The sequence below is a fragment of the Enterobacter sp. KBR-315C3_2022 genome (genome assembly GCF_041399425.1).
Taxonomy (GTDB): domain Bacteria; phylum Pseudomonadota; class Gammaproteobacteria; order Enterobacterales; family Enterobacteriaceae; genus Enterobacter.
This window is the reverse complement of the sequence record NZ_JBGKEB010000002.1, coordinates 332,435-344,624: the sequence shown is the minus strand read 5'-3', so window position 1 is coordinate 344,624 and position 12,190 is coordinate 332,435. Positions and strand designations below refer to the sequence as shown.

At 57.5% G+C, this 12,190-nt stretch carries 11 protein-coding genes; 7 read left to right on the top strand and 4 right to left on the bottom strand.

The window, feature by feature from the left end; genetic code table 11:
- Positions 1 to 16 precede the first annotated feature (16 nt).
- Positions 17 to 955 (bottom strand): 1-phosphofructokinase, encoded by a 939-nt coding sequence (gene fruK / locus AB8804_RS04375; RefSeq protein ID WP_112012562.1) that lies wholly within the window; start codon positions 953 to 955, stop codon positions 17 to 19.
- Positions 955 to 2,085, bottom strand: coding sequence for a fused PTS fructose transporter subunit IIA/HPr protein (gene fruB / locus AB8804_RS04370; protein ID WP_371183441.1), 1,131 nt, complete (start codon positions 2,083 to 2,085; stop codon positions 955 to 957). Before fruB ends, fruK begins: the two co-directional genes overlap by 1 nt.
- 358 nt (positions 2,086 to 2,443) lie before the next feature.
- Between fruB and setB the strand changes: the two genes are divergently transcribed.
- The gene (setB, locus tag AB8804_RS04365) at positions 2,444 to 3,625 is read left to right on the top strand and encodes a sugar efflux transporter SetB (protein WP_371183439.1); all 1,182 of its coding nucleotides are present in this window, start codon (positions 2,444 to 2,446) and stop codon (positions 3,623 to 3,625) included.
- On the opposite strand, the gene AB8804_RS04360 is transcribed toward setB, so the two are convergent.
- Positions 3,622 to 3,876: a YkgJ family cysteine cluster protein gene (locus tag AB8804_RS04360; RefSeq protein ID WP_112012565.1), complete on the bottom strand. Its 255-nt coding sequence runs from the start codon at positions 3,874 to 3,876 to the stop codon at positions 3,622 to 3,624. The genes setB and AB8804_RS04360 overlap by 4 nt on opposite strands.
- 164 nt (positions 3,877 to 4,040) lie before the next feature.
- On the opposite strand from AB8804_RS04360, the gene yeiP reads away from it, so the two are divergent.
- A complete protein-coding gene (gene yeiP / locus AB8804_RS04355) occupies positions 4,041 to 4,613 on the top strand; it encodes an elongation factor P-like protein YeiP (protein WP_006176435.1) in 573 nt (190 codons plus the stop codon).
- Between the two features lie 117 nt (positions 4,614 to 4,730).
- On the opposite strand, the gene uxuA is transcribed toward yeiP, so the two are convergent.
- Positions 4,731 to 5,921 carry a mannonate dehydratase gene (gene uxuA / locus AB8804_RS04350; RefSeq protein WP_371183436.1) on the bottom strand — a complete coding sequence of 397 codons (1,191 nt, stop codon included), beginning with the start codon at positions 5,919 to 5,921 and terminating at the stop codon, positions 4,731 to 4,733.
- A gap of 206 nt (positions 5,922 to 6,127) precedes the next feature.
- Here uxuA and AB8804_RS04345 point away from each other — a divergent pair, with 206 nt between their 5' ends.
- From AB8804_RS04345 to AB8804_RS04325, 5 genes are all read left to right on the top strand, one after another.
- Entirely contained in the window at positions 6,128 to 7,594 is a 1,467-nt protein-coding gene (locus AB8804_RS04345) for a mannitol dehydrogenase family protein (protein ID WP_371183434.1), read from the top strand.
- A 120-nt stretch (positions 7,595 to 7,714) separates the two neighbouring features.
- A complete protein-coding gene (locus AB8804_RS04340) occupies positions 7,715 to 8,695 on the top strand; it encodes a GTP-binding protein (RefSeq protein WP_371183432.1) in 981 nt (326 codons plus the stop codon).
- Positions 8,696 to 8,735: 40 nt separating this feature from the next.
- Complete coding sequence (locus AB8804_RS04335; protein ID WP_371183512.1) at positions 8,736 to 9,452, top strand: phosphatase PAP2 family protein; 717 nt, start codon at positions 8,736 to 8,738, stop codon at positions 9,450 to 9,452.
- 410 nt (positions 9,453 to 9,862) lie between these two features.
- Positions 9,863 to 10,432, top strand: a complete 570-nt coding sequence (mepS, locus tag AB8804_RS04330; RefSeq protein ID WP_371183430.1) for a bifunctional murein DD-endopeptidase/murein LD-carboxypeptidase — start codon at positions 9,863 to 9,865, stop codon at positions 10,430 to 10,432.
- Between the two features lie 184 nt (positions 10,433 to 10,616).
- The gene (locus tag AB8804_RS04325) at positions 10,617 to 12,173 is read left to right on the top strand and encodes a cyclic di-GMP phosphodiesterase (RefSeq protein WP_371183428.1); all 1,557 of its coding nucleotides are present in this window, start codon (positions 10,617 to 10,619) and stop codon (positions 12,171 to 12,173) included.
- Positions 12,174 to 12,190 lie beyond the last annotated feature (17 nt).

Sequence of the window (12,190 nt, the reverse complement as noted above, 5' to 3'; positions counted from 1 at the left end):
TGTGCCTCTCCTGCTGTTAGTTAAAAGGTTTCAAGTCAACGCGCGCCATCATCGCGGCCAACTGGGTACGATCGGTAATACCAACGTTGCTCTGGCTCACGGCCAGGGCTGCAACGGCGGTGGCAAGGCGTAACGTGTGCTCGCTGGATTCACGCATCAGCAGGCCGTAAATCAGGCCGCCGACCATGGAATCCCCTGCGCCAACGGTGCTAACCACTTCCATTGACGGCGGTTTGGCGATCCACTCCCCGGAGGCGTTAACCCACAGCGCGCCTTCTGCGCCGAGAGAAATCACCACGTGAGCGATGCCCTGCTCGCGCAGCGCGTGCGCCGCTTCAATCACGTCGCTTAATTCTGGCAGCTTACGGCCGGCCCAGATCTCCAGCTCGCGGCGGTTAGGCTTCACCAGCCAAGGCGCGGCTTTCAGACCGGCGACCAGCGCGTCGCGGCTGCTGTCGAAGATAATGCACGGACACTGGCTGCGCAGGCGGGTCATCCAGTCGGTGAATGCTTCCGGGCTGACGCCGGACGGCAGGCTGCCGCTCACGCACACCATGTCGAACTGGCCCAGCCAGCTCAGGGAGTCCGTCACAAAACGCTCCCAGTCGGCAGGCGTAACTTCAAAGCCGGAGAAGTTCAGGTCGGTCACTTCACCGTCTTTTTCCGTCAGCTTGACGTTGATACGGGTACGGCCCTGCACCACCTGGAAACGGTTGGCAATGCCCAGCTCGCTGAACAGCTGCTGAAATCCGTCCTGGTTGTCTTTACCGAGGAAACCGCCCACGGTGACGTCGATGCCCAGATCCTTCAGCACCTTGGCGACGTTAATCCCTTTACCGGCGGCGTGCAGGCCGGTGGTGCGCACGAGGTTAACCTCACCGCGCTCAATTTCGGGGCAAAAGCCGACCAGGTCATAGGCCGGGTTCAGCGTAATGGTCGCGACGCGTCTGCTCATTATGCGCCCTCCCCTAAGCCTGCCGTGATGGCATCGCCAATCGCTTTCAGCGCCTGTTCAGCATCTGCACCCTGCGCGGTGAAGCGCAGGCGGTGGCCTTTCTTCACGCCCAGCGCAACGACTTTCATCAGGCTGCGGCCGTTGGCCGGCTTGCCCGAACCATCCAGGTTGGTCACGGTGATCTCGCTTTCAAATTGTTTAATGGTATTGACCAGCATGGTGCCCGGACGCGCGTGCAGCCCGTGCTCGTTGCGCACCACGTACTCGGCGCTGAGCAGGTCATCGGTCAGCGCGTCGTCGCTGGTCAGCAGCGCCAGCACGGTCGCCGCGTCGGCGTTCAGCAGTTTTTCAGCTTTATTCTCTAACAGCAGCTCGCTCAGGCGCTTCAGCACCGCGACGGGCTGGTCGTCGGCCATCGCGACGGTCACCAGCAGCGCGGCGCGCTCACCGTCAACCTCAAACGCGGTTGCCGCACGGCTGACGGCGATGGCGCTGCGCAGGTTGCCTTCCGCGCTGTCGTTCAGCCAGATGCCCTGACCCAAGTTCAGCGGCTTGTCGTTGATCGCACGCGCAACAAATGCGGCCTCGACGGCGCCCGCCTCTTTGAGACGCGCGGCGTTCAGCGCCTGCAGCGTCACCAGATCGCCCGCGGCGACGTCCAGCGTCAGCGTGTCGTTATCCAGCTTCAGCGCATCGCTCTGCTTTTCGCCCATCAGCAGGGCGCGCAGCTCTTCCGCCGTCGTGGCGGACTTCAGCTGTTCAGCCACAGCGTCATCGCTCAACACGTGCGTCAGTTGACGCAGCAGGCCTAAGTGCTCATCGCTGCTGGCGGCAATACCAATTGCCACGTACGCTACCTGGCCTTCGCCCCACGTTACGCCCTGCGGGAACTGATAAACCTTAACGCCGGTCTTAAGCACCTGGTCACGCGTATCGGTGGTGCCGTGCGGAATGGCGATGCCGTTGCCGAGGAACGTGGAGGTTTGCAGCTCGCGCGCGAGCATGCCGTCAACGTAGCCTTCCGCCACGTTACCCGCGGCGACAAGCGCGGCGGCAACCTGGCGAATGGCCTCTTCTTTGTTTCCGGCCTGTGCGCCCGGGTGAATATCCTGAACAGATAACTGGAACATGGCTCTCCTCTCCTGCTGAACGTGAATCGTTTCAGCTTTAATGAGAAAAAATGCGCTAACCTGTCCGTCAGTTAAAACAAGCGAGCGCTGAAACGTTTCAATGATTCTTGCCCTTTTCCGCAAAATGTTGCAAGAAAAGTTACATTTCTCGTTTCAGAAGTTAGATATGCAGCACATTTCTTTGTCGTTCAGCAGTCAGCTGCTGAAGTTCAGCAAGCCACTTCAGCAGACTGCACTCCTGCGTATAAACTGAAATGCCATTTTGATTTTTTGTAGCAAAACGCCCTGCCCTGGCTGTTCATTTTCTGACAGGCGGCGTAAACTCCGCGTCTCTCTTAGACACCGCTGATAGTGAATCATGCATAACACCCCCGCAGCCGCCTCGCCAAAGCCCTTTGACCTGACGTCATCGGCGTTTTTGATCGTGGCCTTTCTCACCGGCATTGCCGGCGCGCTACAGACCCCCACGCTGAGCCTGTTTCTGACGAACGAAGTCCACGTGCGACCGGCGATGGTCGGCTTCTTCTTTACCGGGAGCGCGATCATCGGCATCTTCGTCAGCCAGTTTCTCGCGGGCCGCTCCGACAGAAAAGGCGACCGCAAAAGCCTGATCGTCTTCTGCTGCCTGCTGGGCGTGTTTGCCTGCCTGCTGTTTGCCTGGAACCGCAACTACTTCATCCTGCTGTTCGTCGGCGTCTTCCTGAGCAGCTTCGGCTCCACCGCTAACCCGCAGATGTTCGCCCTGGCGCGCGAGCACGCCGACCGGACCGGCCGCGAAGCGGTCATGTTCAGCTCGATTCTTCGCGCGCAGGTCTCTCTGGCGTGGGTGATTGGTCCGCCGCTCGCCTACGCGCTGGCGATGGGATTTGGCTTTACGATGATGTACCTGAGCGCGGCCATTGCGTTTGTGGTGTGCGGCGCGATGGTGTGGTTCTTCCTGCCGTCGATGCGCAAAGAGCCAAAGCTTGCGACGGGCGTGCTTGAGGCCCCGCGCCGTAACCGCCGCGACGCGCTGCTGCTGTTTATCGTCTGCACGCTGATGTGGGGCACCAACAGCCTTTACATCATTAATATGCCGCTGTTTATCATCGACGAGCTGCATCTGCCGGAAAAACTGGCGGGGATTATGATGGGAACCGCCGCCGGGCTGGAGATCCCGACCATGCTGATCGCGGGCTACTACGCGAAGCGCTTCGGGAAGCGGTTTTTGATGCGCGTGGCCGCCGCCGCGGGGCTGCTGTTTTATATCGGCATGCTGACGGCGCACAGCCCGGCACTGCTGCTGGCTTTACAGCTGCTGAACGCCATCTACATCGGCATTCTGGCCGGGATCGGCATGCTCTACTTCCAGGATCTGATGCCGGGCCAGGCAGGTTCTGCGACCACCCTTTATACTAATACCACGCGCGTGGGCTGGATTATCGCGGGCTCCATGGCGGGCGTTGTGGCCGAGCTGTGGAACTATCACACGGTATTCTGGATAGCGCTGGCGATGTGCGTTATGACGATTGGCTGCCTGACGCGGATTAAGGACGTCTAGGGCGCGGTGAGCGCTTCGAGCTCAAGAAGATAGGTTATCGCCTGCGCGCGCGAGCTGCCGCACATTTCGGCCGCGGGCTGAAGCCCGGAGCAGACCTTCGGGCGCAGGGGCGAGCCGAAGATCAGGCACAGATTGTTTTCCGAAAGCTGGACACAGCGGGTATTCGCCGGCTTGCCCTGGGGCATTCCTGGAATGGGGCTTGAAATAGACGGTGCGGTACAGCATGCGCCGCAGTCTGGACGACAATCCATAAATGCTCTCTTTCGCTGATGAATACCCACGCAATCGGGCATCGCGCGCACAGTAACACCTTTTATGTATTGATAGCAAAAGCCGCGAATTCCGCTTGCCTGAAAGGCCGCGCGCGAGTAATTTGGCGCGATATTTTTTACCTCCCGTAGACAGGATTGAAGCAATGCCAAGAGCGAACGAAATTAAGAAAGGTATGGTACTGAATTACAACGGCAAGCTGCTGATTGTGAAAGATATCGATATTCAGGCCCCGAGCGCCCGCGGTGCCGCAACGCTCTACAAAATGCGTTTCGCCGACGTGCGTACCGGCCTGAAGGTGGAAGAGCGCTTTAAAGGCGACGATATCGTGGATACCGTGACCCTGACCCGCCGCTACGTTGATTTTTCTTACATCGACGGCAACGAATACGTGTTCATGGATAAAGAAGATTACACCCCGTACATCTTCACCAAGGACCAGATTGAAGAAGAGCTGCTGTTCATCCCTGAAGGCGGTATGCCTGACATGCAGGTGCTGACCTGGGACGGCGTGCTGCTGGCGCTCGAGCTGCCGCAGACCGTCGATCTGGAAATCGTCGACACGGCGCCAGGCATCAAAGGCGCATCCGCCAGCGCCCGCAACAAGCCCGCTACACTGACCACCGGCCTGGTTGTTCAGGTGCCAGAATACCTGTCCGCCGGTGAGAAAATCCGCATCCATATTGAAGAAAAACGCTATATGGGTCGCGCTGACTGATTGCGGCGTTTGTCGGGTGGCGCTACGCTTACCCGACCTACGAAAAAACCGGCCCTGAAGCCGGTTTTTGTGTTTTTGTAGGCCGGGTAAGGCGAAGCCGCCACCCGGCAATTCCGGTTACAGAAGCTCAGGATACTTCATCATCTTCAGCGTCAGCTCAACGCCGCGCACTTCCGCCATCCCCTTCAGGCGGCCAATCGCCGAATAGCCCGGGTTGGTTTTCTTACGCAGATCGTCCAGCATCTGGTGACCGTGATCCGGACGGAACGGAATTGGACGCAAATCCCCGGCGCGCTTGCGGCGCGCTTCTTCCGCCAGAATCGCATCCACCACCGCAACCATATTCACATCGCCGCCCAGGTGGGCCGCCTCGTGGAAGGTTTTTGGATTATCTTCACGGCAGGTGGCGCGCAGGTGCGTAAAGTGAATGCGATCGCCAAAGGCCTCAATCATCTGCACCAGGTCGTTATCCGCGCGCACGCCGTAGGAGCCGGTGCACATCGTAAAGCCGTTATAGATGCTGTTGACCGTCTCCTTAAGCCACTGCATGTCCTCGATGGTCGAGACGATGCGCGGCAGGCCGAGGATAGGACGCGGAGGATCGTCCGGGTGAACCGCCAGGCGAACGCCCGCCTCTTCGGCAACCGGCACGATAGCGCGCAGGAAGTGGGCCATGTTTTCACGCAGCTGGTTTTTATCGATAGCACCGTATTCCGCCAGGCGCGCGCGGAACTGATCCAGCGTGTAGCCCTCTTCGGCTCCCGGCAGCCCGGCGATGATGTTGCGGGTCAGCTTTTCGATATCCGCTTCGCTTGCCGCGTTAAACCACTGCTGCGCCTGCAGCTGCTCTTCGGGGGTGTAGTCCACCTCTGCGCCGGGACGCTTCAGGATATGCATCTCGAACGCCGCAAACGCGATCTGGTCGAAGCGCAGCGCCTTCGAGCCGTCGGCCATCTGGTATTCCAGATCGGTACGCGTCCAGTCGAGGATCGGCATAAAGTTGTAGCAGACCGTATCAATGCCGCAGGCCGCCAGGTTACGGATGCTCTGCTGATAGTTCGCAATCCAGGTGTCGCACTGGCCGGAGCGAGTTTTGATCTCTTCATGCACCGGAATGCTTTCCACAACGGACCAGGTTAAGCCCTTTTCCGCCAGCAGCGCCTGACGCTGTTGAATTTCCTCAACCGGCCACACCTGGCCGTTCGGAATATGGTGCAGCGCCGTCACCACGCCCGTCGCGCCGGCCTGACGCACGTCATCAAGAGATACCGGATCGTTCGGCCCGTACCAACGCCAGGTTTGTTCCATTGTCCTGCCCTCGCAAGTTGTTATACCAATATTCGTTAACGCAATGACGACTACCATACATGTTTAGCGGGAAGGGTCAATACGGTGCGCCGTTATTGATTGATCAAACTCACAGAACGGGGATATTTACGGCTCACCAATTTTATTTGTTGTCATATAACTTTACACTGCCATTGTTAATTAATGGTTAATCAGGTGTGTACTTCATGAAGACTATAGCCTCCGCCGCGCTTCCTGCCCGCGTTCAGCAGCCTCGCTACGACCGCACGCGCTTACGCTCGCGCATCGTCCACTTTGGCTTTGGCGCGTTTCACCGCGCGCATCAGGCGCTGTTAACCGATCGCGTGCTCAACGTTAAGGGCGGCGACTGGGGAATATGTGAAATCAGCCTGTTCAGCGGCGACGTGCTGATGAGCCAGCTTCGCGCCCAGGATCACCTTTTCACCGTGCTGGAGAAAGGCGCGGAGGGCAACCAGCCGATTATCGTCGGCGCGGTACACGAGTGCCTGAACGCAAAGCTGGACTCGCTTGCGGCCATTATTGAGAAATTCTGCGAGCCGCAGGTGGCGATCGTTTCGCTAACCATCACCGAAAAAGGCTACTGCATCGATCCGGCGACCGGCAGGCTTGACCTGCACAACGACCGCATTCTTCACGATCTGGAAAATCCGACGGAACCGCATTCCGCGCCGGGCATTCTGGTAGAGGCCCTGCACCGCCGCCGCGCGCGTGGCCTGCCCGCCTTCACCGTTCTCTCCTGCGACAATATCCCGGACAACGGCCACGTGGTGAAAAATGCCGTACTCGGCATGGCGATCAAGCGGTCCGCTGAGCTTGCGGACTGGATTGAAGCTCACGTCAGCTTCCCCGGCACCATGGTCGACCGCATCGTCCCGGCGGCCACCGACGCCTCGCTGGCGGAAATTACGCAGGCGCTGGGCGTTGAAGACCCGTGCGCCATCAGCTGTGAACCGTTCATTCAGTGGGTGGTGGAAGATAATTTTGTCGCCGGACGCCCCGAGTGGGAAGCCGCGGGCGTGCAGATGGTGCGGGATGTGCTGCCGTGGGAGCAGATGAAGCTGCGCATGCTCAACGGCAGCCATTCGTTCCTGGCCTACCTGGGGTACCTCGCCGGGTATGCGCATATTAATGAGTGCATGGAAGACGCCGATTTCCGCCGCGCCGCGCGTCGGCTGATGCTGGACGAGCAGGCACCGACGCTGCGCATCACCGACGTTGACCTCACGGCCTACGCCGACAGCCTGATCGACCGTTTCGCCAACCCGGCGCTGCAACACCGGACCTGGCAAATTGCGATGGACGGCAGCCAGAAATTGCCGCAGCGCATGCTGGACGGTATCCGCGTTCATCTCGAGCGTAAAAGCGCATGGCCGCTGCTGGCGCTGGGCGTCGCGGGCTGGATGCGCTACGTCAGCGGCGTGGACGACGGGGGGAAGCCAATTGACGTGCGCGACCCGCTGGTTACTAAAATTGGCGCACTTGTCGCCTCCACCACCGACGAGGATCGCGTTGCCGCGCTGCTGGGGCTGAGCGAGATTTTTGGTCACGAGCTTGCGCGCGACGGCGCGTTCGTCGACGCCGTGAATCAGGCCTACCAGCGCATCGTGCGTCAAGGCGCGCGCCGGGCTGTTATCGAAACGTTAAATCTTTAGCGATTCTTGCCCTTAAGGCGAACGGTATCCGTCTCCGTTCGCCGCCCCTCTTCTCATTACCGCTTTTTTTCGCCAGGATAAGTGATAATTGTTACATCATTACATTTCCCTGGAGCGCATGTGACCAAAACCAACCTGATTACCGGTTTTCTCGGCAGCGGTAAAACCACCTCAATTCTGCACCTGCTGGCGAACAAAGATCCGGCCGAAAAATGGGCCGTGCTGGTCAATGAATTTGGCGAGGTGGGGATTGACGGGGCGCTGCTGGCGGACAGCGGCGCGCTGGTTAAGGAGATACCGGGCGGATGCATGTGCTGCGTAAACGGCCTGCCGATGCAGGTGGGGCTCAACACCCTGCTGCGCCAGGGAAAGCCGGACCGGCTGCTGATCGAACCCACCGGCCTGGGCCATCCTAAGCAAATCCTCGATTTACTCACCGCGCCGGTTTACGAGCCGTGGATCGACCTGCGCGCCACGCTGTGCGTTCTCGACCCGCGCCAGCTGCTGGATGAGAAAGCGGTGAGCAACGAGAACTTCCGCGACCAGCTCGCCTCGGCGGGTATCATCGTGGCAAATAAAGAGGATCGCGCCACGCCGGAAAGCCGCGCCGCCTTTGACGCCTGGTGGCAGCTGAACGGCGGCGAGCGCCAGCGCCTTTACGCGACGCAGGGGCAGATTGACGGCGCGCTGCTCGATTCTCCCCGTCGAAACGTGGCGGAGCTGCCCGCCAGCGCCGCGCATGTCCACCAGCACGGCGCAAAGCAGGGCCTGGCGGCGTTAAGCCTGCCGGAGCATCAGCGCTGGCGGCGCAGCCTCAACAACGGTCAGGGCTACCAGGCCTGCGGATGGATTTTTGATGCGGACACCGTTTTTGATACCATTGGTATACTTGAATGGGCGAGGCTTGCGCCGGTCGATCGCGTTAAGGGGATCATGCGCACGCCTGACGGTTTAGTGCGTATCAACCGCCAGGGGGAGGATTTCTTTATCGAAACGCAGAACGTGGCGCCGCCCGACAGCCGAATAGAGCTGATTAGTGCGGTTAACGCCGACTGGAACACGCTTCAGTCGAGCCTGTTGAAGCTTCGTTTAACTTTCTGAGGCTAACGTTGCCCCTGTTTTTACACTTTGCGGAACGATGATGACAACCCGACTTCCCCTGATTTTGCTGTTGAACGCTCTCGGTCTGGCGATCTTTTTTTCCTGGTATCTGCCGGTAAACCACGGTTTTTGGTTCCCGCTCGATTCCGGGCTGTTCCACTTTTTTAACCAGGAACTGGTCAAAAGCCGGGCATTTTTGTGGCTGGTCGCCATCACCAATAATCGCGCCTTCGACGCCATTTCGCTGCTGGCCATGGGCTGCCTGATGCTCTCATTCTGGCTGAAAGAAGATAAATCCGGCCGCCGTCATATTCTTATTATGGGCCTGGTGATGCTGCTGACCGCCGTCATCATTAACCAGCTGGCGCAGCATCTGATGCCGGTTAAGCGCGCAAGCCCTACGCTCTACTTCACGGATATTTATCGCGTCAGCGAACTGCTGCATATTCCGACCAAGGATGCGTCTAAAGACAGTTTCCCAGGCGATCACGGCATGATGCTGCTTATTTTTTCAGCGTTCATGCTGCGCTATTTTGGCAAAAAAGCCTTCGGCATTGCCCTGATTATTGTTGTGGTGTTTATCTTCCCGCGCGTGATGATTGGCGCCCACTGGCTGACCGATATTGTGGTGGGATCGCTGACTGCGGTATTGATTGGTTTACCCTGGTGCCTGATGACGCCGCTGACCGATCGCCTGATTGCGATTTTCGATCGTTATCTCCCCGGCAATGGCAACAAAATAAAAACAAACTCCTAACGTAAATTAACCACATCCATCAGGGATCGTTCTCGATCCCTGATGATTTCCCCTCGCATTTGTTTTCTGCTGTCATCATTTCGTCATAACATTCATGTTAGAAATGAATCAATTACATGATATAGCGAGAACTTTGGCGCTATTTTAACCGATTGCACAAATTTACTTTCTGTATCACAAATTCTTATAAAAAAGAGGGTATTTTTACTCGCATTGCCCCTTGCAATCAGTTAATCTCAGACTCGTTTTGCCTCACAGAGATAATTATTAACGCGGTGAATAAATTTGTGCGCTGTGCCACAGATTTGGCCTTAAGGAATTGTCTCATTGTGCGCAGGTTATTAGTCTCGTCACGTTTGGCATTTTTATAACGATTTTATCGTTAAGGACTTCAAGGGAAAATAAACAAAATGGTCAAATCTCAACCGATTTTGAGATATATCTTACGGGGCATCCCGGCGATTGCAGTTGCGGTTCTGCTTTCGGCATGTAGCACAACGAACACCGCCAAGAATATGCATCCTGAGACGCGTGTTGTGGGAATAGAAGATTCCTCGTCACTGCAAGCCTCTCAGGATGAATTTGAAAATATGGTACGTAATCTGGACGTGAAGTCCCGCATTATGGACCAGTATGCTGACTGGAAGGGCGTGCGTTATCGTCTGGGCGGCAGCACCAAGAAAGGCATTGACTGTTCCAGCTTCGTACAACGTACCTTCCGCGAACAGTTTGGGTTAGACCTTCCGCGTTCCACGTATGAACAGCAGGAAGTGGGTAAATCGATTTCACGCACGAAGCTGCGTACAGGTGATTTAGTCCTGTTCCGCGCGGGCTCTACCGGTCGACACGTTGGCATTTATATCGGCAACGACCAGTTTGTTCACGCGTCCACCAGCAGCGGTGTGACAATCTCCAGCATGAACGAGCCATACTGGAAGAAGCGCTACAACGAAGGGCGCCGCGTTTTAACCCGCAGTTGATATGACTGTCGTATCGCTGGTTATCCCTTGGCTAGCGATATGAAGAAGAAAGCACTGCTTCGGCAGTGTTTTTTTTTGCCTGCTCATCGGCATACGCCCCGCCCGATTCCAGGCTATAGTCTTGTAATTACGTAAGTTTGGCCGCCCTGTAGATATTCACGGCTTTCCAGGAACAACGACGTCTATGTTCACCCGCTATTTCTCCAGCCACCGGAAAATACTCTTTCTCAGTATTATGACCGGATTAATCGTTGCCCTGCTGCTGGGCACTCTGCAATTTTTCTGGAGCTACCACAAGCGGGAAGTCAAATTCGATACGCTGATTACGGATTTGAGCGTCTATATGGAAAGCTATTTTGACGAGCTTAAAACCTCCATCGATGCGCTCCAGCCGCTCACCCTGGGAAGCTGCCGTGACGTCAGCGCAGAGCTAACGTCGCGCGCGGCGTTCAGCATTAACGTGCGCGCGTTTTTGCTGGTGAGAGACAAAAATGCCTTTTGCTCATCCGCCACGGGGCCGCTACATGCGCCGATGGAAGAACTTATTCCCCAGCTACACATCAGTAAACCCGTGGATATCGTCCTTCTGGAAGGTACGCCCATGCTGCCCGACAGGCCCGCCATTGCCATCTGGTATCGCAATCCGCTGGTGAAGGACGGCGGCGTTTTTACGTCGGTCAATATCAACCTGACGCCCTATATGTTTTACTCGTCGCGCCAGGAAGAGTTTGCCGGCATCGCGGTGATAGTCGGCAATCGGGCGCTAACCACCCTGTCCGGCACGCTGGTTAACGCGCAGGATCTGCATGAAAAACCCGCGCGCAGCGCGACGCTCAGGCACATTCCGCTGACCATCAATCTGTACGCCGAGACCTGGACCAAGGATGAGCTGCTGCTCGCGCTGCTGTTCGGGCTGGTGTGCGGGATCGCGGCCGGTTCGCTCAATTTCTATATCCTGACCATCCGCATAAACCCCGGAAAAGAGATTTTAACCGCCATCAAGCTCGGCCAGTTTTACGTGGTGTATCAGCCGGTCGTGGATGCGAAAGAGCTCAAAATGCGCGGCGCCGAAGTGCTGATGCGCTGGAAGCACCCGACGATGGGGGAGATCCCGCCGGATGCCTTCATCAATTTTGCCGAGGCGCAGAAGCTGATCGTACCGCTCACGCTGCATCTTTTTGATCTGATCATCCGCGACGCGCCGATGCTCCAGTCCGTGCTGCCGCCGGGCGCCAAGCTCGGCATCAACATCGCGCCCGGGCACCTGCACGCCGAAAGCTTCAAGGATGACATGCGCACGTTTAGCGCCTCGCTGCCGCCCGACCATTTCCAGACCGTGCTGGAGATCACCGAGCGCGATATGATTAACCAGCATGAAGCCAGCCCGCTGTTTGACTGGCTGCACGATGAAGGCTTTGAGATTGCGATAGACGACTTCGGCACCGGGCACAGCGCCCTCATCTATTTAGAGCGCTTCACCATGGACTACATCAAAATCGATCGCGGCTTCGTCAACGCGATTGGTACCGAAACCGTGACGTCACCGGTGCTCGACGCGGTGCTGACGCTGGCGAGACGCCTGAACATGTCGACCGTTGCGGAAGGCGTTGAAACGCCGGAGCAGGCGGCCTGGCTGCGCAAGCATGGCGTCAACTTCCTGCAGGGCTACTGGATAAGCCGCCCCATGCCGCTGGAGAAGTTCTGCCAGTGGCAGCCGGATATGCCGCAAGCCAGTGAATAATTTCACAATGCTGCCCG

Coding starts and splice junctions, on each gene's coding strand:
- fruK (WP_112012562.1), bottom strand. CDS start 955: ATGAGCAGACGCGTCGCGACCATTACGCTGAACCCGGCCTATGACCTG.
- fruB (WP_371183441.1), bottom strand. CDS start 2,085: ATGTTCCAGTTATCTGTTCAGGATATTCACCCGGGCGCACAGGCCGGA.
- setB (WP_371183439.1), top strand. CDS start 2,444: ATGCATAACACCCCCGCAGCCGCCTCGCCAAAGCCCTTTGACCTGACG.
- AB8804_RS04360 (WP_112012565.1), bottom strand. CDS start 3,876: ATGGATTGTCGTCCAGACTGCGGCGCATGCTGTACCGCACCGTCTATT.
- yeiP (WP_006176435.1), top strand. CDS start 4,041: ATGCCAAGAGCGAACGAAATTAAGAAAGGTATGGTACTGAATTACAAC.
- uxuA (WP_371183436.1), bottom strand. CDS start 5,921: ATGGAACAAACCTGGCGTTGGTACGGGCCGAACGATCCGGTATCTCTT.
- AB8804_RS04345 (WP_371183434.1), top strand. CDS start 6,128: ATGAAGACTATAGCCTCCGCCGCGCTTCCTGCCCGCGTTCAGCAGCCT.
- AB8804_RS04335 (WP_371183512.1), top strand. CDS start 8,736: ATGACAACCCGACTTCCCCTGATTTTGCTGTTGAACGCTCTCGGTCTG.
- mepS (WP_371183430.1), top strand. CDS start 9,863: ATGGTCAAATCTCAACCGATTTTGAGATATATCTTACGGGGCATCCCG.
- AB8804_RS04325 (WP_371183428.1), top strand. CDS start 10,617: ATGTTCACCCGCTATTTCTCCAGCCACCGGAAAATACTCTTTCTCAGT.